The organism is Nocardia sp. NPDC057663, assembly GCF_042799895.1.
In the GTDB taxonomy this organism is placed as follows: domain Bacteria; phylum Actinomycetota; class Actinomycetes; order Mycobacteriales; family Mycobacteriaceae; genus Nocardia.
In genome coordinates this window covers 1-19,466 of record NZ_JBHVHX010000039.1, presented here as the reverse complement: position 1 = coordinate 19,466, position 19,466 = coordinate 1, and the positions used below count along the sequence as shown (strand labels likewise).

Annotated in this window: 19 protein-coding genes, 1 tRNA gene and 1 pseudogene; 9 read left to right on the top strand and 12 right to left on the bottom strand. The window is 67.4% G+C overall.

All coding sequences use genetic code 11. The features are described from left to right. Nucleotides 1-383: 383 nt before the first annotated feature. Nucleotides 384-1,530: pseudogene (locus ACFVAV_RS35130) on the top strand (IS3 family transposase); the annotation flags it as partial. Between the two features lie 68 nt (nucleotides 1,531-1,598). Here the strand turns inward: ACFVAV_RS35130 and ACFVAV_RS35125 are convergent. The 8 genes from ACFVAV_RS35125 to ACFVAV_RS35090 form a co-directional block, all read right to left on the bottom strand. Beyond that, nucleotides 1,599-2,663, bottom strand: a complete 1,065-nt coding sequence (locus ACFVAV_RS35125; RefSeq protein WP_379040000.1) for a dTDP-glucose 4,6-dehydratase — start codon at nucleotides 2,661-2,663, stop codon at nucleotides 1,599-1,601. Between the two features lie 606 nt (nucleotides 2,664-3,269). Beyond that, a tRNA-Ala gene (locus ACFVAV_RS35120) sits at nucleotides 3,270-3,342 on the bottom strand. A 183-nt stretch (nucleotides 3,343-3,525) separates the two neighbouring features. Next, nucleotides 3,526-4,266: a DsbA family protein gene (locus ACFVAV_RS35115; protein WP_379039998.1), complete on the bottom strand. Its 741-nt coding sequence runs from the start codon at nucleotides 4,264-4,266 to the stop codon at nucleotides 3,526-3,528. A gap of 70 nt (nucleotides 4,267-4,336) precedes the next feature. Then, nucleotides 4,337-5,671 (bottom strand): MFS transporter, encoded by a 1,335-nt coding sequence (locus ACFVAV_RS35110; protein WP_379039997.1) that lies wholly within the window; start codon nucleotides 5,669-5,671, stop codon nucleotides 4,337-4,339. Beyond that, a complete protein-coding gene (pgm, locus tag ACFVAV_RS35105) occupies nucleotides 5,668-7,305 on the bottom strand; it encodes a phosphoglucomutase (alpha-D-glucose-1,6-bisphosphate-dependent) (RefSeq protein ID WP_379039995.1) in 1,638 nt (545 codons plus the stop codon). The genes ACFVAV_RS35110 and pgm overlap by 4 nt, the downstream gene beginning before the upstream one ends. Before the next feature lie 47 nt (nucleotides 7,306-7,352). Beyond that, on the bottom strand, nucleotides 7,353-7,715 hold the full coding sequence (gene crcB / locus ACFVAV_RS35100) for a fluoride efflux transporter CrcB (RefSeq protein WP_189027538.1): 363 nt from the start codon (nucleotides 7,713-7,715) through the stop codon (nucleotides 7,353-7,355). Nucleotides 7,716-7,779: 64 nt separating this feature from the next. Then, nucleotides 7,780-8,202: a fluoride efflux transporter CrcB gene (gene crcB, locus ACFVAV_RS35095; protein WP_379039993.1), complete on the bottom strand. Its 423-nt coding sequence runs from the start codon at nucleotides 8,200-8,202 to the stop codon at nucleotides 7,780-7,782. A 118-nt stretch (nucleotides 8,203-8,320) separates the two neighbouring features. Continuing rightward, nucleotides 8,321-9,820 carry an MFS transporter gene (locus ACFVAV_RS35090; RefSeq protein ID WP_379039992.1) on the bottom strand — a complete coding sequence of 500 codons (1,500 nt, stop codon included), beginning with the start codon at nucleotides 9,818-9,820 and terminating at the stop codon, nucleotides 8,321-8,323. A gap of 131 nt (nucleotides 9,821-9,951) precedes the next feature. On the opposite strand from ACFVAV_RS35090, the gene ACFVAV_RS35085 reads away from it, so the two are divergent. From ACFVAV_RS35085 to ACFVAV_RS35070, 4 genes are all read left to right on the top strand, one after another. Then, nucleotides 9,952-10,629, top strand: a complete 678-nt coding sequence (locus ACFVAV_RS35085; RefSeq protein WP_379039991.1) for a TetR/AcrR family transcriptional regulator — start codon at nucleotides 9,952-9,954, stop codon at nucleotides 10,627-10,629. Between the two features lie 60 nt (nucleotides 10,630-10,689). After that, on the top strand, nucleotides 10,690-11,991 hold the full coding sequence (locus ACFVAV_RS35080; protein ID WP_379039990.1) for a D-arabinono-1,4-lactone oxidase: 1,302 nt from the start codon (nucleotides 10,690-10,692) through the stop codon (nucleotides 11,989-11,991). A gap of 132 nt (nucleotides 11,992-12,123) precedes the next feature. Beyond that, nucleotides 12,124-12,537, top strand: a complete 414-nt coding sequence (locus tag ACFVAV_RS35075) for an arsenate reductase ArsC (RefSeq protein ID WP_379039989.1) — start codon at nucleotides 12,124-12,126, stop codon at nucleotides 12,535-12,537. Between the two features lie 65 nt (nucleotides 12,538-12,602). Beyond that, the gene (locus ACFVAV_RS35070) at nucleotides 12,603-13,001 is read left to right on the top strand and encodes a VOC family protein (RefSeq protein WP_379039988.1); all 399 of its coding nucleotides are present in this window, start codon (nucleotides 12,603-12,605) and stop codon (nucleotides 12,999-13,001) included. Here the strand turns inward: ACFVAV_RS35070 and ACFVAV_RS35065 are convergent. Further along, complete coding sequence (locus ACFVAV_RS35065; protein WP_379039987.1) at nucleotides 12,977-13,465, bottom strand: NUDIX hydrolase; 489 nt, start codon at nucleotides 13,463-13,465, stop codon at nucleotides 12,977-12,979. The genes ACFVAV_RS35070 and ACFVAV_RS35065 overlap by 25 nt on opposite strands. Before the next feature lie 122 nt (nucleotides 13,466-13,587). Beyond that, nucleotides 13,588-14,283, bottom strand: a complete 696-nt coding sequence (locus ACFVAV_RS35060; RefSeq protein WP_379039985.1) for a DUF6597 domain-containing transcriptional factor — start codon at nucleotides 14,281-14,283, stop codon at nucleotides 13,588-13,590. Between the two features lie 111 nt (nucleotides 14,284-14,394). Here ACFVAV_RS35060 and ACFVAV_RS35055 point away from each other — a divergent pair, with 111 nt between their 5' ends. After that, entirely contained in the window at nucleotides 14,395-14,850 is a 456-nt protein-coding gene (locus tag ACFVAV_RS35055; protein WP_379039984.1) for a DUF4442 domain-containing protein, read from the top strand. Between the two features lie 189 nt (nucleotides 14,851-15,039). Beyond that, a complete protein-coding gene (locus ACFVAV_RS35050) occupies nucleotides 15,040-15,879 on the top strand; it encodes a DUF1266 domain-containing protein (protein WP_379039983.1) in 840 nt (279 codons plus the stop codon). Here the strand turns inward: ACFVAV_RS35050 and ACFVAV_RS35045 are convergent. After that, nucleotides 15,857-16,744 carry a hypothetical protein gene (locus tag ACFVAV_RS35045; protein WP_379039982.1) on the bottom strand — a complete coding sequence of 296 codons (888 nt, stop codon included), beginning with the start codon at nucleotides 16,742-16,744 and terminating at the stop codon, nucleotides 15,857-15,859. The genes ACFVAV_RS35050 and ACFVAV_RS35045 overlap by 23 nt on opposite strands. A 120-nt stretch (nucleotides 16,745-16,864) precedes the next feature. Here ACFVAV_RS35045 and ACFVAV_RS35040 point away from each other — a divergent pair, with 120 nt between their 5' ends. Together ACFVAV_RS35040 and ACFVAV_RS35035 are read left to right on the top strand one after the other, a co-directional pair. Further along, nucleotides 16,865-18,025 (top strand): serine hydrolase domain-containing protein, encoded by a 1,161-nt coding sequence (locus ACFVAV_RS35040; RefSeq protein WP_379039981.1) that lies wholly within the window; start codon nucleotides 16,865-16,867, stop codon nucleotides 18,023-18,025. A gap of 70 nt (nucleotides 18,026-18,095) precedes the next feature. Then, on the top strand, nucleotides 18,096-18,308 hold the full coding sequence (locus ACFVAV_RS35035; protein ID WP_379039980.1) for a DUF5302 domain-containing protein: 213 nt from the start codon (nucleotides 18,096-18,098) through the stop codon (nucleotides 18,306-18,308). Nucleotides 18,309-18,673: 365 nt separating this feature from the next. Here the strand turns inward: ACFVAV_RS35035 and ACFVAV_RS35030 are convergent. Continuing rightward, nucleotides 18,674-19,466 (bottom strand): WD40 repeat domain-containing protein (locus ACFVAV_RS35030; protein ID WP_379039979.1); only part of this gene is annotated, 793 nt, incomplete at its 5' end.

Here is a 19,466-nt window from a genome sequence, read left to right as displayed (position 1 = left end):
TCCCATCGACATCCACTACGGATTCCTGAATCTCGGTGCAGCGCGAATCTGCTGGCGATGACTCTCAGCAACCAAACGTGATAGGGCTCTAAGGCCCGAGGGGTCGGGTTTGTGCTCGTCTCACGTGGCCACCCAGTGTTTCAAAGCGCGGAAGGAGGACTCGCTTGGCAATGCCAAGATGGGCGAAGAATGCCGGCTAGACCCGCAGATCGTGGTCGGGCTATTGATCGATCACGAGGGATCCCGCTCTAGATCCACTCTTCGAGGGCAACGAGGCCGGAACAATGACGATCCCCCCGGGTCATCATGCACATATCCGGACCGGCACCAACTGGGTCGCCCCGGCATGTCCGGGGACTTCATCTCTTGGAGAGGATGGAGTCATGTCGAGGAGCAAGTACCCGCCGGAGTTGCGTGAGCGTGCGGTACGGATGCTGGTCGAGGTCCGTGATCAGCACAAGTCGGAGTGGGCCACGATGCGGGTCGTGGCTGACCTGCTGGGTGTCGCAACACCGGAGACGGTCCGTCAGTGGGTACAGGGGGCCCAGGTCGATGAGGGTGCCCCGTCCCGGCATCACCAGCGATGAGTCTCCGGAGTTGCAGCGGCTGCGGCGCGAGAACCCAGAACTCAAGCGCGCCAACGGAATCCTGAGAGCCGCGTCGGCTTTCTTCGCGGCCGAACTGGACCTCCCTAGCGCCGACCATCAGGTTCATCAGCGAACACCAGGGCGACGGCGACAACGGCGGCTTGCGATGGGGTGTTGAGTCGGTCTGCGCCGCGCTCGCCGAGCTCGGCGTGAAGATCGCCCCATCGACCTATTATGAACAGCGGCGCCATTTTCCGACGTAACGCGAAGTCGCCGACGAGGAGTTGAAGGTCCAGATCAGGCGCGTTCGCGGCGAGATTTCGGTGTCTATGGGGCCCGGAAGGTGTGGTTGCAGCTCAATTGTGAGGGCATCACGGTAGCCCGCTGCACGGTCGAACGATTGATGAAAGCCCACGGCCTGGCAGGTGCGGCGCGTGGCCGGATCAAACGCATCACGGTCGCTAATCCGGCCGCGCCGCGGCCGGTGGATCTGGTGCGACGCCGGTTCGCGCCGGTGGCGCCGAATCGGTTGTGAGTCGCCGACATCACGTATGTGTCGACGTGGTCGGGGTGGGTATATGTCGCGTTCGTCATCGATGCCTATTCCCGGCGGATTCTGGGTGGGCGCACCTCGACAACGATGAAGACCGCGTTGGTTCTCGACGCGATCGAGCACGCGATCTGGACTCGGGAGAAAGCTGGTTCTGACGTGAAAGATGTTGTGCACCATGCAGATAGGGGCGCTCATTATACTGCTATCGCGCTGACCGGACGTCTTGCCGAGGCTGGGATTCAGCCGTCGGTCGGCGCGGTCGGCCTTCCTATGACAACGCCTTCGCCGAGACGATCAACGGCCTTTACAAGACCGAACTGGTTCAACCACCGGCGCCTCTATCAATACAGCGGCGATATCCCGCGTGTCGAGGTGGAAGCGGCCTACTACGCTCGACACCCAGCCCGGCGACCAGCCGAGCTGTCACACCAATATGTCTCCGGACTCACCGGGGCGACTCAGACGGCAGTTGAACCCAAAGGTTGGCTCCAGTCAAACCCAGGCTCGCCGGTCTTGGATATGATCCGTTCCCACCAATCACGATTATCGACATACCATTCAACGGTCTGACGAAGGGTAGAGCGGAAGTCCCGTGTCGGATACCACCCGAGCTCGGTCTCAATTTTGGTCGGCTCAATCACGTATCGTCGGTCATGGTTCGGCCGATCGGGGATATATTCAATCCATTCTTCCGGGTGACGACCAAGCGCAGTAATGATTCCGTGCACAATCTCCTGATTGGTGACTTCATTACGCGATGAGATATCAAAGATCGGCAGGCGCCCAGGGTCGGTTGCCGCATCGGGATGAATTGGATCAAGCTCGGCTAGCAGCACGCGGTGTACAGCATTGCAATGGTCGGCTACGTGCAGCCAGTCTCTTGATTGCAGCCCATCTCCATAAAGTGGGACTTTCCGCCCTCGTAGAACTTTTGCGATCGCTAACGGTATCAGCTTCTCAGGATGCTGGAAAGGGCCATAGTTGTTTGCGCAGTGAGTTAGGCGAATATTCATGTTCGGATAGGTTGACATATAAGCCCGCACCATCTGGTCGCCTGCTGCTTTTGCTGCACTGTAAGGTGTCTTTGCATTAAGCGGTGATCGTTCAGTGAAGTACGGCCTCTCAGCGGGCAACTCTCCGTACACTTCGATGGTCGAAACGTGAACGTGTGACTTAACCGGATAGAGTCGGCTGCACTCAAGCATAACTTGCGCACCGAGTGCGTTGGAACGCATGAATTCCGACGGACCAAGGATCGCTCGGTCGTTATGCGACTCAGCTGCAAAATTGATCACGTAATCGGGCCTGTGACGACGATACAACGCAGCCATGGCCTCAAAGTCGCTAATGTCCACCTTGTGAAATACGATCCTGTCCATGACAGCGTCAAGGTTCGCTTCGTTAGCGGCGAAGCCTAGATAGTCGACAGCGATGACATCTGTATCTGCTTCCTGTTGCAGGAGATGATGGACGTAGTTCGCACCGATGAACCCTGCGGCGCCGGTCACGAGATACTTAGTCACGATCGTGATAGTAGCGGACACCATCCGGTCGGCGTGAGTGGGAGGATCTAGTTCGGCTGGCCTCAGCCACGGGGGCACGATCAACCGGCAGCGTACAAGCGTCGAGGGCTTGGCCCGGACGAATGCAGCAGTACGGACCCTAGTCGTAGCGCGACGATACCGACCTGGTCCTCGGCCAACGCCGGCCGCCCTGCCTCGTTCGCCGCCCGATCACCTGCTCGTCATGCCCACCCATCGACCACTTCCTGCCAGCAGCCCATCGTCTCGAGGCATACATCGTCAGGTAGATGGTCCAGGGCTGATCTCACACCGTGTTCGGCCACTTCCTCGGTCAGGCAGGCACCACACACGTACTCGTCGGACGCTCGATGCAGGACATGCAGCAACACCCGCACTCGCCCCCGGTGATTGACCGACTCGTCGACGCCGGGGCGCCCGTGGACAGATGCTGCCGGATCCTCGGCATCACCCGGCAGAAGCACCACAACCGCAATAGGCGGTACCGCGAACAGAACCTAGCACCAGAACGGGGGGGTAAACGGGGGGGCTGGACATAGAAAAACAGGTCAGGCCCGGTCTGAGACCGGGCCTGACCTGCTATTTCTGTGGAGCTAAGGGGACTCGAACCCCTGACCCCCACACTGCCAGTGTGGTGCGCTACCAGCTGCGCCATAGCCCCGTGTTTTGTTGTTTCAGCGGCTCTCGCTGCTGCCTGAATGAAGTTACACCATGCCTCTCGGGGACAACAAATCGGCTGGTAGAAGGCAGAAAAGTGGAGTTCTGGGCGGGGTTGGTGGGGCGTGCGTGGAAGGCGGGGTGGGTGGGGGCGGAGTAGAATGTGCCGAACCTCACGTGGGGGTGGTCAGGGGGCGAGGTTCACGACCCAGTTCTCGTCGGTCCAGTCGATCTTGGTGGTGCCGTCGTAGACGGCGGGGGTGGCGGCCTTGTTGCCGGTGCGGGCGTCGAGGTCGTCGAGGTTCTGCTTCGCGGCGGTGCGGGCGGCGTCGAGCTGGGTGCCGTTGGTGATGCACGGACCGACGGATTCGGGGGCGCCGGATTCGATGGCGAGGGTGGCCAGGGCGGGGTTGCTCAGGTCGGCGCCGCCCTCGTCGGGCTGCTTGGTGGTGAACAGGGCCTCGTGGAATTTGCTGTAGGTGGGGCCCGAACCGGTTTGGACGACACAGAGATTCGCGGCGATCGCGCGGGTGGAGTAGTCCTTGCTCTTGGACTGGGGGTCGAGGAACGCCACGAAGTGGTAGTTCACCGCCAGCTTGCCCTCGTCGATCTTCTGGGCGAGTTCCTGGCCGAATGTCGTTTCCAGCACGCCGCAGGCGGGGCAGATCGGGTCCTCGAAGATGTCGACGGTCTTCGGTGCGTCGGGGCGGCCGAGGCGGATGACGCCCGCGGGCTGGATCGCGACCTGCACGGCGGGCTCGCGCACGGCGCCGTAGCCGTCGTTGCGTACCTCGGTGGGCGCCGTCTTGTTCCCCTTGAACGCGGCGAACACGAGGAGCCCGATGACGACGAGGGCCACCGCGGCCAAGGCATAGGTGGTGTTGCTCGACACGGGGCGGGGATTGTGCTGGGAACCGGCGCTGCTCACCCGTCCACTTTGCCTCGAGTCACCGGCGGCTCGCCGACGGGGCCGATAAATATCTCGCTGACCTGCGGATCTATCGTTTCGTCTGGTCGGAGTCGACCGGCCGCAGCGATGACACCATGCCGGTGCGCACCACAGGGACCCCGTCGGGGCAGCCGTCGCAGGTGCACTGCGGGTCGATGCCGTCACCGGCGTGATCGGGGTGCTCCGGGTCCTCGGGATGTTTGATCCGGGACGGTTCCGGCGTCACCAGCCACACCGCCGCCGACACCGCGAGCACGCCACCGGTGACCGCCATGCCAACCCCGAACGAGGTGCGCTCGGCCACCCAGCCGATCCCGATCGGTCCGAGCACGGTGCCCAGATCCGCCGCCATCTGGAACGCCGCCAGCACCGGTCCGCCGCGCGCACGGGCGCCGATCACATCGGCCAGCGCCGCCTGCTGCGCCGGGCTGAACATCCCCGACCCAACCCCGGCGACGAAGGAGGCTGCCAGGAACCAGGGCAGCGAGGGCGCGAACCCGAGCACACCGGTGCCGACCGCGCAGATCGCCGACCCCGCGATCAGGAACGGTTTACGGCCGAACCGGTCCGACAACCGCCCCGACACGAACAGCACGGCGGCATTACCCGCGGCGAACACGGTCAGCGCCACACCGGCCATGCCCGATTCCTGCTCGAGAATCTCCACGACCAGCAGCGGAACGAACGCCATTCGCACACCGAACACCGCGGCGCCGCCGGCGAAACTCGACAGCAGGACCGCGCGATAGGCAGGTTCGGACCAGGCGTGGCGGAAGGTGAATTCCGGTGCGGCCGTGCCCTCCTCGACCGCCAGCACCGGCGATTCGCGCAGCCCGACGAAGACGATGCCGCACACGATCAGCAGCGCGGCCGCGTAGATGAGGAACGGCGCGCGCAGCCCGAGACCGGCCAGGCCGCCGCCGACCAGCGGACCGAGCAGCGAGCCGATCAGGAAGCTGGTCGAGTAGATCCCCGAGACCCGTCCGCGCGCGGCGGGCGGGGACACCCGGATGATCAGCGCCATCGACGACACCGTGAACATCGTCGACCCGACGCCGCCGAGCGAACGCAGCACCAGCAGTTGCCAATACGTCTGGGCCAGCGCGCACGCACCGGTCGACAACGCGACGATCAGGATGCCGGCCAGATACACCCGCCGCTCGCCCAGCTTCTGCACGAGCCGCCCACTGGCGGGCGCGAACAGCAACCGCATCAGGGCGAACGCGCTGACGATCGCCGAGGCCGCCGCGATCCCGACGCCGAATTCGCGCGCGTACTGCGGCAGGACCGGCGCGACCAGGCCGAAACCGAGTGCGATGACGAAGGCCGCCGCGATCAGTACCCAGATCTCGGCCGGTAGCCGAACCTTCGCCGGAGCGCTCACTCGCTCAGCGCCTGGTTCACCATCTCCTCGGCGGCGGCCTGCACCTGGGTCAGATGCTCGGAGCCGAGGAACGATTCGGCGTAGATCTTGTATTTGTCCTCGGTGCCGGACGGCCGGGCGGCGAACCAGGCGTTCTCGGTGGTCACCTTCAGACCGCCCAGCGGTGCGCCGTTGCCGCGCGCGGTGGTGAGGATGCCGGTGATCTCCTCGCCCGCGATCTCGGTGCCGGTAACGGCGTCGGGAGTCAGCGCCGCGAGCTTGGCCTTCTGCGCGCTGGTGGCCGCCGCGTCGATGCGCGCGTAGGCGGGGCTGCCGTACTGGCGTTCCAGCTCGCCGTAGCGGGCGGACGGGGTCTGGCCGGTAACGGCGGCGATCTCGGCGGCGAGCAGCGCCAGCAGGATGCCGTCCTTGTCGGTGGTCCACACGGTGCCGTCCATCCGCAGGAAAGACGCGCCCGCGCTCTCCTCGCCACCGAATGCCAGGCTGCCGCTGAACAATCCGGGCACGAACCACTTGAACCCGACGGGCACCTCGTAGACGTCGCGGCCGAGCACATTGACGACCCGGTCGATCATCGACGAGCTGACCACGGTCTTGCCGATCTTGGTCAGCGCGTCCCACCACATCCGGTTCGCGACCAGGTATTCGATCGCGACGGCCAGGAAGTGGTTGGGGTTCATCAGGCCACCGTCGGGAGTGACGATGCCGTGCCGGTCGGCGTCGGCGTCGTTGCCGGTGGAGATGTCGTAGTCGTCCTTGATGCCGACCAGGGCCGCCATGGCGTGCCGGGAGGACGGGTCCATCCGGATCTGGCCGTCGCTGTCGAGGGTCATGAAGCGCCAGGTCGGGTCGACGAACGGGTTGACCACTTCCAGTTCGAGATCGAAACGCTGGCCGATCTCCTCCCAGTAGTCCACGCTCGCGCCGCCCATCGGGTCGGCGCCCATCCGGATACCCGCGCCGCGAATCGCGTCCAGGTTCAACGCGTTCGGCAGGTCGGCGACGTAGTGGTCGAGGTAGTCGTAGCGCTCGACGTGGGTGCTCAGCGCCTGCGTCAGCGACACCCGCTTCACCGCGGCTAGGCCGCCGCGCAGCAGCTCGTTGGCGCGGGCGGCGATGGCGTCGGTGGCCTTGGTGTCGGCCGGGCCGCCGTGCGGGGGGTTGTATTTGAAGCCGCCGTCGCGCGGCGGGTTGTGCGACGGGGTGACCACGATGCCGTCGGCCTGATGCTTGGTGCCGCCCCGATTGTGGCGCAGCACAGCGTGACTCAGCGCGGGGGTCGGGGTGTAGCGGTCGCGGGCGTCGACCACGGCGGTGACGTCGTTGCCCGCGAGCACCTCGAGCGCGGTGGTCCACGCGGGCTCGGACAGGGCGTGGGTGTCGCGGGCCAGATAGACCGGGCCGGTGATGCCACGGGTGGCGCGGTATTCGACGATCGCCTGGGTGATCGCCATGATGTGCGCCTCGTTGAACGCGCAATCCTCGCTGGAGCCACGGTGGCCGGAGGTGCCGAACACGACCTGCTGACTCGGTTCGGCCGGATCGGGCACGCGGCTGTAGTACGCGGTGACCAGGTGGGCGATGTCCACCAGGTCGGTCGGGCGGGCGGGCCGTCCGGCGCGATCGTGGGCCATGGTGGGTGTTCCCTTCCGTGTCGGCTGCGCGCGGCTGGTCATGAGGATCATGCGCACAACCACTGGGTAAGGGACGCGGCGGCGTACACCGCGGCCAGGCTCGCCGCGACGCTGATCACGACGTTGCCCACGGCGTACACGTAGGCGCCCTCGGTCACCAGACGGACCGTCTCGTAACCGAACGTGCTGAACGTGGTCAGCGCACCACAGAAGCCGGTTGCCGCGAACGCCAGCAGCGCACTGCCCGCACTCGCGCCGATCAGACCACCGAGCAACGCCGAACCGACAATATTAACGGTTAGCGTCCCCCATGGCAGCCCCGCCGGGAAGCGCGCGGACACCGCCCGATCGACCAGGTAGCGAGCGGGGGCGCCGAGCATTCCGCCCGCCAGCACGAGCACCGCCGTCATCCCCGGCCTCCGCGCGCGGTAGCCCACATCTCGACCATCGGATGGCACCCTTCCGTCCTCGGATTCACGTGGTCCGCCGTCCGGCGCCTGCCACCCACCGGGTCGCGATCACGGCCACGGCCACGGCACCCAGTCCGGCGAGCACCGACAGGCCGAGATAGGCCACCGCCGTGCCCACCGCACCGGTGTCGATCAGTCTACGAAGCTCGACGGCGAAGGTGGAGAAAGTCGTGAACCCGCCCAGCACACCGACTCCCAGGAACGGGCGCACCAGTTTCGGCGCCGCCCACAGTTCGGTGACCGCCACCATCAGCACCCCGATCGCGAAGCAGCCGGACACATTGACCGCCAGCGTCGACCACGGGAACTCCCCCGGATGTACCGGCCACCAGTGTCCGGCGGCGAATCGGGCGCTCGCGCCGAGGCCGCCGCCCACCGAGATCGCCGCGAGGACGGCGGGATCGAGCGCCGGGGGCCGCGATGTCATGGCGCTGCCCTCCCCTGCTGATCCGACGGTGGTCGTTGCTCATGGTATCGAGACGCCGATCAACACCGATGGCCCGGACCGATTGTCGGTCCGGGCCATCGTCGTGCGGATCAGCGAGTCAGTGCGCCAGCACCGGCTCGCCTTCGGCCGGAGCGGGCACCGTGTTCGGCATGAGCACACCGATCACGATCGCGCCGAGCACGAATGTCGCTGTCGCCCACCAGAAGCTGGTGGTGTAGCTCTCGATCGCGGCCTGCGCCATGGTCAGCGGGCCGGGCTGATGCGCGGACACGTAGTCGGTCATCGCCGACGCCGCGATCGTGCTCAGCAGCGCGGTGCCGATGGAGCCGCCGACCTGCTGGCTGGTGTTGACCATCGCCGAGGCGACACCGGCATCCTCGTGGTCCACACCGGCGGTCGACCCCTGGAAGGCGACCGACATCGCGCCACCGAGACCGAGGCCGAGCAGAACCAGCGCGGGCAGGATGTGGGTGGCGTAGCCGGTGTCCAGGCCGATCTGCGTCAGCCAGAGCATGCCCGCCGCGGCGACGAGGAAGCCGCCGCTGATGACGACCTTGGGTCCGACCCTGGGCAGCAGCAGCGAGGGCGCGGTGGTCGAGGAGGCCACCATGCCCGCGACCATCGGCAGGAACGCGACACCGGTCATGATCGGCGAGTACTGCAGGGTCAGCTGCATGTAGTAGGTGAGGAACAGGAAGATCGCGAACATCCCGATGCCCATGATGAACACGGTCAGGTAGGCCGCGCCGCGGGTGCGGTCGGCGACGATGCGCAGCGGCAGCAGCGGGTGCGCCACCCGGGTCTCCAGCCACACGAACGCCGCGAGCAGCACCGCGCCGCCGAGCAGGAAGGCCAGCGTGGAGGGCGCGGTCCAGCCTTCGGTCTCGGCCTGCGAGAAGCCGTAGACGATGCCGAACAGCGCCGCGGTGACGGTGATCGTGCCCGGCCAGTCCAGCTTGGGCCGCGCGTTCGAGACGTGCTTGGCCAGCAGCAGCACGGCGCCGACCAGCGCGACGGCGGCGAAGATCAGGTTGACGTACATCGCCCAGCGCCACGACGCCCATTCGGTGAGCGCGCCACCGAGCAGCAGGCCGATCGCGCCACCGGCACCGGCGACGGCGCCGAAGATGCCGAAGGCCTTGGCCCGTTCACCGGGTTCGGTGAAGGTGACCGTCAGCAGCGAGAGCGCGGCGGGCGCGAGCAGCGCGCCGAAGACGCCTTGGCCGACGCGGGCGGCGACGAGCATCTCGAAACTGGTGGCCGCGCCGCCGATCGCGGAGGCCACCGCGAAGCCGATCAGGCCGATGATGAAGGTGTTGCGGCGACCGAACAGGTCGCTGAGCCTGCCGCCGAGCAGCAGCAAGCTGCCGAAGGCGAGGGCGTAGCCGGTGATGACCCACTGCCGGTCGGCGTCGCCGAAGCCGAGGTCGGCCTGGGCCGCGGGCAGGGCGATGTTCACGATCGTCGCGTCCAGCACGACCATCAGCTGGGCGATGCCGAGCACGGCAAGCACCCACCAGCGCAGGGCGTGCGACCCGCGGCGGCCGGTATCCGCGGCCGCGGGACGCTTCGTCCCGGTGTCGAGTGTGGTGGTCATAACTCCCCTTGTAAGTCGGCTGGGTTCGATGTAAGTGGCATAATCGGAGATACCGCCTCCGCTTCATTCGAAGCTACCAGAGTAACGGAGAAACCACCTCCACTTAATCCATCGATTGGTAGGATGTAGCTGTGAATCACGCCACGACGACTGCCGCACCACCCCGCCGCCTGCGTGCCGATGCCGCGCGCAACCAGGCGCGCATCGTCGCGGCCGCTCGTGAACTGTTCGCCGATCACGGCCTGGAGATCACCCTCGACGACGTCGCCGAGCGCGCGGGCGTCGGCGTCGGCACCGTCTACCGTCGCTTCGCGAACAAGAAGGAGCTCATCGCCGAGGTCTTCGACCAGCACATGGTCGACTTCGCCGACGCGGCCGACGCGGCGATGAACAACCCCGACCCCTGGCTGGGCCTGGTGGAGTTCTTCGAGGACGCGTGCAGGCACCTGGCGACCAACCGCGGCTTCGGCGAGGTGATGCTCGAGCTCGAGGAGGATCCGGCCCGCTTCGCCGAACTGCGTGACCGGATCCGCCCCTCGGTGACGGCGATCATCGACCGCGCGCGCAATGCGGGGGCCGTGCACCCCGATGTCACGACCACCGATTTCTTCGCGCTGATCCACATGGTGAACGCCTTCGCCGAGTTCGCCGGACCGGTGAATCCCGAAGTCTGGCAACGGTATATGGCCATCACCCTCAACGGCGTCCGCACCGACGCCGTCCCGCGCAGGCCGCTGCTCGTCGCCCCACTGACCGACGACGAGGTGGAGCGCGCCAAGGCGGCGGCCTGCCTCGGCCGGCGCCGCTGAGCAGTACTTCCACCCCCGTGCAGTAGCGCGCGTCACAGTCCATCCTCTACTGTTGGACACATGACCAAGAGCACCTGGGTGAACTGGGCAGGCGAGCAGCGCTGCACACCCGCCGTCGTCGCCGCACCGCGCGACGTCGAAGAACTGGCCGAGATCGTCGCCGAGTCCGCCGCCGCGGGCCGGACCGTGCGCGTCGCGGGATCGGGCCATTCGTTCACCGACGCCGTGCTCACCGACGGCACCCTGATCGATCTGGGCGGCCTGGACCGCGTGCTCGAGGTCGACACCGCGACCGGCCGCGTCCGGGTCGAAGCCGGAATGACCCTGCACGCGGCGAGCCCGCTGCTGCACTCGCACGGCCTCGCCTTCCCCAACCTGGGCGATATCGACACCCAGACCATCGCGGGCGCGACCGCCACCGGTACCCACGGCACCGGTGCCAAGCTGCGCAATATCTCCGCGGCGCTGCATTCGGTGGAGGTCATGCGCGCCGACGGCACCAGGGTCGAGCTCAACGAGGAGACCGACCCCGACGGCTGGCGGGCGGCGCGGGTCAGCATCGGCGCGCTCGGCATCGTCACCGCGGCGACCCTGCAACTCGAGCCCTCGTTCGTGCTCGACCTCGTCGAGCGGCCGGTCCCGATCGCCGACGTGCTCGACACCCTCGACGAACTCGCCGACGGCAGCGACCATTTCGAGTTCTTCGCCTTCGCGCACAGCGAGGTGGCGATGACCAAGTCGAGCAACCGCACCACCGCGCCCGAGCAGCCGCGCGGCCGGGCGAGCGCGTGGCTCAACGACGTCCTGCTCTCGAACCACCTCTTCGACGGAATGTGCAAGGTGGGCAGGCGGATTCCCGCCGCCGTGCCCGCGATCCACCGCGTCGCGACCCAGGCGGGCAGCAACAACCGCAAGATCGACCGGTCCTACCGGGTCTTCGCCAGTCCGCGCCTGGTCAAGTTCACCGAGATGGAGTACGCGATCCCGCGCGAACACGCCCGCGCCGCGATCACCGAAATCCTGGATCTGACCAAGAGATTCGACACCCCGATGCCGATCGAGGTGCGCTGGGTGGCCCCCGACGACGCGTTCCTGTCCCCGGCGGGCGGGCGCGACACCTGCTACATCGCAGTGCACCAGTACGAGGGCATGGTGTGGGAGCCGTATTTCCGCGCCTGCGAAGCGGTGTTCGACCGGTATCAGGGCAGGCCGCACTGGGGTAAGCGGCACTTCCAGACCGCGGAGACGCTGCGCACGCGCTACCCCGAATGGGACCGCTTCGCCGCGGTGCGCCGCCGCTTCGACCCCACCGGCGTGTTCGCCAACGATTACGTGAACCGGGTGCTCGGGCCGCTGGACTGACGGCGGGCGATGCGGACGTCCGCCGGACGACGGTGTCGCCGGTCGCGCCCACACCCACCTGTCCGGATGGAATGATGGTCGGCGATATCCGAAGCGCCACAAGCACTTCGCCCCTGCACCGAAAGGGCGACCATGGCCCACACTCCCAGCGTGCTGTTCGTCTGCGTCCACAATGCGGGCAGGTCACAGATGGCAGCGGGTTTCCTACGGGCGATGGCCGGTGGCCGGATAGAGGTGCGGACGGCGGGCAGCGAGCCGGCCGCCGAGCTGAACCCCGCCGCGGTCGCAGCGATGGCCGAGATCGGCATCGACATCGCCGGTGAACGGCCCAAGCCGCTCACCGACGATGCCGTCGGCGTGTCCGACGTGGTGGTCACCATGGGCTGCGGCGAGGTGTGCCCGTATTTCCCCGGAATCAGTTATCGCGACTGGGTTCTCGCCGATCCCGCCGGGCAGCCGATCGAGGTGGTCCGCAGCATTCGTGATCGTCTGCAGATCCTGATCGGCAACCTCATCGCCGAACTGGTGCCCGTGCCCGCGCGCTGAGATCTGTCGCGCCGAGGTCCGATTCGTTCAAGACGACACCACACGCCCGTGTCTACGCTGCGGATATGACTCCACAGCTCGATGTCGTCTCGATCGTCGTCTCCGATATGGCCGCCTCGGTGGCCTTCTACCGCAAGCTGGGGCTGGCGTTCCCCGACGGTGCGGAAACCGAGGGCCACACCGAGGCGCCACTCGGCGGTGGCCTGCGCCTGGCGCTGGACACCGAACAGGTGATCGCCTCGTTCGTCCCCGGCTGGCAGCCGCCGACCGGCCCCGGCCGCAGCGGCATCGCGTTCCGCTGCGCCGATCCGGCCGAGGTCGACAAGCTCTGGGGCGAGCTCGTCGACGCCGGCTACCACGGTGAACTCGCGCCGTGGGACGCCGTCTGGGGCCAGCGCTACGCCACGCTCGCCGACCCCGACGGCCAGGGCATCGACCTCTACGCGCCGTTGCCCAGCGAATAGGCCGACCAGCCGCGCGGATCGCGCTGACGCTGCTGATAGCGGCCCAGGATCTCGCGCACCTCGTCGCTGACCGGTGGTTCGCCGGTCAGCCTGGTCCACAGGTGCGTGTCGTGTTCGGTCAGCGTCACCGGTCCGGTCGCGGAGACCTCGACGACGAAGGTGAACTGCCTGGTGCGGGCGCCGCCGCCGGACAGATAGTCGAACTCGCCCAGGTAGTCGCTGATTCCGGTGACCTCCAGGCCGGTTTCCTCCGCGACCTCGCGGGTCACCGCGTCGTCGAGCGCCTCGCCCGGCTCGACCACACCGCTCGGCAATTCCCAGCGACCACTCAGATAGTCCGATCGTCGGCGGCGCAGGATGAGAACCCTCTGGTGGCGGACGACGACGGCGCCGACGACAAGTCGACGGACCTCATCTCGCTCGGCCTCGATACGAAGCGTGGAATACACGGATTCGTCGATCATCAGGTCACATCCTCTCGTCGGTGGTTCGGACTTGCCTGGCACATACGACGGGGCGTGCCTTTTGAGCGTAACCCTCCGTCACGACGTTGCCGAATGAGACTTTCCGGGCGTCGACGGGTCGATCAGCAGGCCTGTAGCGCGCGGACCGAGCATCCGGCCAGGTCACGGAACTCTCGGGACAGATGGGCCTGGTCGGCGAACCCGGTGACGGCGGCCGTTTCCGCCGCCGGGACACCGGCGCGCACCGCCGCGAGCGCGCGCTGAAAACGCAGAATCCGGGCCAACATCTTGGGTCCGTAGCCGAACGCGGACAGTGAGCGCCGGTGCAGCAGCCGCGCCGACATCCCGGCCAGCGCCGCCGTGTCCGACACCGTCGCGCCCCCGGCGATGGTGTCGACGATCGCGGTGAGCGCCGGGTCGGCGGGGCCGGATTCGGCTGCGAATTGCCACGCGATCGATTCCATCGCTGCCACGCGGTCGGGCGCGTTGTCCACGCGATCGACCAGTTCACGGGCTCGGTGATCGGCGACGATCGCGGCCAGGGCGACGCGCTGATTCAGCAGTTCCACCGCCGGAATCCCCAGTAATGCCGGAGCGGTCCCCGGCGCGAACCGGATTCCGACGAATTCCGTCGCCCGGGCAGGTGGCACGTGGAAGGCACGACTGTCGGGACCGGCCACCATCAGCGTGCCCTCGGTCCAGATCAGATCCATGCAGCCGTCGGGGAACACCGTGACCGGGTCGTCGGGCGGGGGCCCGGTGCGCGCCCAGACGACGGCTCGGTCGAGCCGCGATGCGCGTTCCCGGTATTCCGCCACGCCTCGACGGTAGCCCCGGGCACCGACAGAACGCCCTGCCGCGGTGCGCTACCGCCGATACCCTGGGCTGAGCCGGGACAGCGGAGTCCCGTTCGGGAAAGGACGCGGCCCATGCCCGCAGACGACTTGGTCGACACCGTCAACAGCGCCATCGAACTCATGGTTCCGGCGGCGGCGAAGATGGGGGTGCGCGCGCTCGACGTGCGCCGCGGATTCGCGGCCACCACCGTGCCGAGCGAGGGCAACGGCAACCATTTCGGCGCCATCTACGCGGGTGTGCAGTTCACCGTCGCCGAGGTGCTCGGCGGCGCAATCACCGCGGCCAGCTTCGATACCAGCGCGTTCTATCCGCTGGTGAAGTCGTTCGAGATCTCCTTCCGGGCGATGGCCCGCAGCGACCTGCGCGCGGAGACCACGCTGAGCGAGGAGGAGATCGAACGGATCAGCACCGAGGCCGCGGCCCGGGGGAAGGCCGATTTCGTGCTCGAGGCGGTGGTCACCGACACCGCGGGCACCATAGTCGCCACCTCGCGCGGGGTCTACCAGCTGCGCGCGTTCGGGCGCTGAATCGTAGGGTCGGGGCGCACTGGTCTGCCTGGTCGGGGTCGGCATCATCATGTAGGTGCCGCGCGTGGCGAGCTAGGTTTCGTGCCGAGGAGACCTCGCTGCCACAAAGATACGGGACCGGTCGTAAGATCTGGCGGCACAACGTTTCGGCTCGGCAGAGGGGTGGGCTCGATGCAACCGGCAGGATCTGTGCAGCGTCCGCGAATCGCGGGATTCCCCGGCCCCGACATCGACGACGAACCCGATGTCTGGTCCGGCGCGGCCATCGACGACGACCGGATCAGGGCACTCGCCGTCGGCGCCTATTACGGCCGCAGCTGGGGTGCGCACTGCGACGGCGTCGCCTTCCTCCCCGAAGAGGAGGACAGCTCGTCGACCCGGCGCGAGACCGCGATCGAGGGACTGCACGAATCGTGGGGCGTCGACAACGCCGACGACGCGCGCGACACCATCCGCAGGCTGCTCGCCGGCATGCACGCGCCGCTGTTCGAACTCGTCCACCCGCTCGCCGTCGCCGCGGCGAACGAAACAGGCCGGGTCGACCGGGCCGGACTGGCCGACGAGCATCGCGAATTCCTGCACACGCTCTCGGGTTTCCGTGGTTATCGCGGCCCGGCCGGCATCGACCGCGACTACGACGCGTGGTTGCAGGCCATCAAACTCGGCATCACCGACAGCCTCCCCACACCGCTGCAGACCGATGCCACCGCGTGGGATCTGGCGCGGCTGGTCTTCATCGCCCGCGCCGCCTGCACCGCCGGGTACCTCACCGAGGACGAGGCGTGGGACCACATGCTGACCGGCCTGGACCGGGCCCGGCAGCACTACCGCAACTGGCGGCAGTTCGGCGACGGCTTCCTCACCGGCGCGATCTTCTGGGCGGCCGCGCAGGACCTGTCGGCCGCCAGGACCCAGATCGCCGAGCGCAGGCGGATGATCGCCGGGCTGCACCTGCGCCCGTCGAGTCCGTGGCGGCGGGTGGCCCTGCATCAGGGTGCGCCGGTGTTCAGCCCGGCATGGCCAGCATGATGCCGACGGCCTGACGCCGGAACGGATCGTCGGCGACCATCCCCAGCTTGCGCCGTTCCACCAGCAGCTGCCATTCGCCGAACAGGTCGGCCGAGGACGGCAGCGACTGCGCGATCGAACCGTCGACGTGCTCGATCTCGCAGGCCAGCCGCAGCGCCTCGGCGACCCGGCCGAAATCGACCGGGTCCCAGTCGAGGAAGTCCAGCTCGGCGCCCGCGCCCGACACCCGCAGTGTCACCACCTGTCCCGGCGCTGTGCGCACCTCGGCGCCGGTCAGCACCGCGACCGGAAACTCGTAGACCGCCCACGCCGAGACGAACAGCAGCCGCAGCGTGGTGATCGCGACCAGTCCGGGTGCGCCCTCGTGCCCCGCCTGGGCCAGCTCGAGCACGTACTCGTCCGGTCGCGCACAGCCGTGCAGGATCTCGATCTCGCGCACGGAGTTGCCCGCGTATCGCATCCGCGCCGCCGCGGCCGTCACATCGGGGCGCTGCGAGCCGTTCGGTCCGGGAACCGGGCGCGGCGGAATGAGATTCGGGCGCGGCGGGAACACGCGACGCAAGCTGATCAGGTCGCGTTCGACCGCCCTGACCAGAACCTGCGCCTGCTCGCGCACCCCGGTCTCCAGGAACACCGGCACCGGATGCCGATCGGTCGGCGCCCCGTGCACGCTGACCTGCGCGGACCGGAAGAACAGCAGCATGGCCAGCTTGTCGTCGTCGGTGGTCGCGAGTGCGATCCGGGACAGCTCGGCCACGGCGATGTCGAGCGCCGCCTCGTTGTCGGCGCGCAATGGTGTCGTCACCAGCCGTCGGTCCGCATAGCGCACGGCGACATGCGCACCCCACACCTCGATCACAGCCACATCCCTCCTGGCCCGCCCCGCCTGGCTGGATCCTACCGATGGGCTGTTCCGGTGAAAGGGGGCGGCGTAGATTCGACTGCGCTGCTCGGGTGAGTTTTCTTCCACGAAGGGATCGCCGTCATGAGCGTGTCGCCCCGGTACCGGGGGCACCGCAGAGCGTGTTCGGTGCTCGCGTTCCTGCTCGTCCTCGGCTCTGCGGCCTGCGGGTCCGACACCGGGTCCTCGACCTCGCCCCCGGAGAGTCCGGAGGCCACGCAGATCACCGACATAGTGCGCGGCAAGGTGACCGAGCTCGGCGTCAGTTCCGCGGTCTACGGCGTCTGGCGCGGCGACGACCGGATCGCGCTCGGCGCGTTCGGCGGATCACCGCTCGGCGTCCCCGCGACGCCCGAGATGAAAGTGCGCGTGGGTCAGCCGATGGAGCCCATGCTGTCCACGGTGCTGTGGCGGCTCGACGGCGACGGTGTCCTGAAGATCGACGAGCCCATCGCCCGCTGGCTGCCCGAGTTCCCGCGGGCCGACAAGATCACCCCGCGCATGCTCGCCGACAGCACCTCCGGCATCGCCGACTACGTGACCGAACCGGAATTCCTGAAGATCTTCGGCGAGAACCCGATCCGCGAATGGACCGCGTCCCAGCTGTTCGAGCGCGCCAACGCGCGACCACCCCTGTTCGAGCCGGGCACCGACTTCGCCTACGCGCACAGCGATCTCGTCGTCCTCGGCGAGGTCCTGCAGAACGCGACCGGTAAAACCCTGGGCGAGTTGATCACCGAGCACATCCTCACGCCCTTGGGCATGCACAACAGCAAGGTCGTCCTCGACCCCGCGATCGACCCTCCGTATCTACACGGCTATACGAACGAGCGAAACGTCTTCGAGGACTCCACCTTCTGGAACCCCACCGCGTTCCTGCACAGCGGCAACCTGAACGCCCCCGTCGCCGATCTCGGCCGCTGGGTCCGTGCCCTCGCGAAAGGCGAACGCCTCACCCCCGACCAGTTCCAGCAGATGATGGGCCCCTCCACCGCCGGCCTCGGTCCCTTCACCCCCGAGCGATACTTCGCCTTCGGCGTAGTCCACCTGGCCGACTGGCTGTATATGAACCCCGCCTACGGCGGCTACAACGGAGTCGCCTTCCACGACACCAGAACAGAGACGACGATCATCGTCTACACCACCCACGGCCCCACCTCCCCCGCCACCAACAACGCCATCGCCATCGGCACCGCCCTCGCCACCCACCTCGTCCCCGACCGCCCACCAGCGGTTCCTGGGTAGCCGGCTCGACCTAGGACGGAGCCGCTCGGCTGTGGAGCCGAAGACGGCTCGGAGGTGGCAGGCTGTACCTATGGCCGACAAACAGGAACCCACCGCAGAACACACCGGTGGCGAAGCAGACGAGTCGCAGGAAGAGGCGACCAAGCGCAAGTTCCGGGAAGCACTCGAACGGAAGAACGGGCACGCCTCGATGGCTGGAGCGGCACAGAGCTCCGCCAAGGTGCACGGCACCCACGCCCAAGCCGGCGGCAAGCGCACCTTCCGTCGCCGGGCGGGCGGCTGACCTACCACCACTGACAAACCCCTCACCTGGCTTCCAGGTGAGGGGCTTCGGGTGGGCGATACCGGGAATCGAACCTGGATCGAGGCCCAGGCAGCTGGAGGTCGACGATCGACGTTCTCGCCGGCTACGGCTCGACGACCAGCCCGGCAGCTACCTGGAAATCATCTACGAGGGCCACTCGACGGCTCGGGAACCTGGCGCGACCTGGGCTGGTTACAGGACGACTTCGGCGAGTTCGAGGCATACGACCGTTTCGGTGACTGATCGCCCGCCGCGACCGGAGCATTTCCGGCCGTCGCCGCGGCAACCCGGCCGCGTGTCGTTCGCGTCAGCCGCCGAGCCTGCGCGGTTCGCGGCAGACTCTGCTACTTCGTGTATCGGCACTTCGGTTCCCAGTCTGGCGGCATGTATTCCTGTAGTTGAGCTCGGGTCACGTAGGGGGTAGCAATCTCACACGCAGCGTTCGCGTCCAGTGGATCCCATACCCGCACCGTTTTGTCGTAGCTGGCGGACGCCAGTCGGGCGCCGTCCGGGCTGAACGCCAAGCCATTCACCCACGCGGTATGGCCGCCGAGCGGTTCCCCGACTGGTCGCCCGGTGGCCGCATCCCACAACCGCACCGTTTTGTCGAAGCCGGCGGAAGCCAGCCGGGTGCTGTCCGGGCTGAACGCTACCGCGTACACCGCGTTGGTGTGGCCGGTGAGCGGTTTGCCGACCTGATCGCCGGTGACCGAATCCCACAAGCGCACCGTGCCGTCTCGGCTGGCGGAAGCCAGCCGGTTACCGTCCGGACTGAACACCACAGTGTTCACACTGCTGATGTGGCCGGTGAGGGGGCTGCCGACCGGTTGCCCGGTGACCGCATCCCACAACCACACGGTCTGATCGGCACCTGAGGAGGCCAGTCGGGTACCGTCCGGACTGAACGCCACTGTGTACACCCAGTCGGCGTGGCCGGTGAGCGGTTCCCCGATCTGATCGCCGGTGGCCGAATCCCACAACCGCACGGTTTTGTCCCGGCTGGCGGAGACCAATCGGGTACCGTCCGGACTGAACGCCACCGAGTACACCTTGTCGGTATGACCGGTGAGCGGTTCCCCGACCTGATCGCCGGTGGCCGAATCCCACAACCGCACGGTGTTGTCCCCGCCGGCGGAG

Excerpts from the sequence above, each read along its gene's own strand:
- pgm (WP_379039995.1), bottom strand. The coding sequence starts at position 7,305 with ATGGCCCACGATCGCGCCGGACGGCCCGCCCGCCCGACCGACCTGGTG.
- crcB (WP_189027538.1), bottom strand. The coding sequence starts at position 7,715 with ATGACGGCGGTGCTCGTGCTGGCGGGCGGAATGCTCGGCGCCCCCGCT.
- crcB (WP_379039993.1), bottom strand. The coding sequence starts at position 8,202 with ATGACATCGCGGCCCCCGGCGCTCGATCCCGCCGTCCTCGCGGCGATC.
- ACFVAV_RS35090 (WP_379039992.1), bottom strand. The coding sequence starts at position 9,820 with ATGACCACCACACTCGACACCGGGACGAAGCGTCCCGCGGCCGCGGAT.
- ACFVAV_RS35080 (WP_379039990.1), top strand. The coding sequence starts at position 10,690 with ATGACCAAGAGCACCTGGGTGAACTGGGCAGGCGAGCAGCGCTGCACA.
- ACFVAV_RS35075 (WP_379039989.1), top strand. The coding sequence starts at position 12,124 with ATGGCCCACACTCCCAGCGTGCTGTTCGTCTGCGTCCACAATGCGGGC.
- ACFVAV_RS35070 (WP_379039988.1), top strand. The coding sequence starts at position 12,603 with ATGACTCCACAGCTCGATGTCGTCTCGATCGTCGTCTCCGATATGGCC.
- ACFVAV_RS35065 (WP_379039987.1), bottom strand. The coding sequence starts at position 13,465 with ATGATCGACGAATCCGTGTATTCCACGCTTCGTATCGAGGCCGAGCGA.
- ACFVAV_RS35055 (WP_379039984.1), top strand. The coding sequence starts at position 14,395 with ATGCCCGCAGACGACTTGGTCGACACCGTCAACAGCGCCATCGAACTC.
- ACFVAV_RS35040 (WP_379039981.1), top strand. The coding sequence starts at position 16,865 with ATGAGCGTGTCGCCCCGGTACCGGGGGCACCGCAGAGCGTGTTCGGTG.
- ACFVAV_RS35035 (WP_379039980.1), top strand. The coding sequence starts at position 18,096 with ATGGCCGACAAACAGGAACCCACCGCAGAACACACCGGTGGCGAAGCA.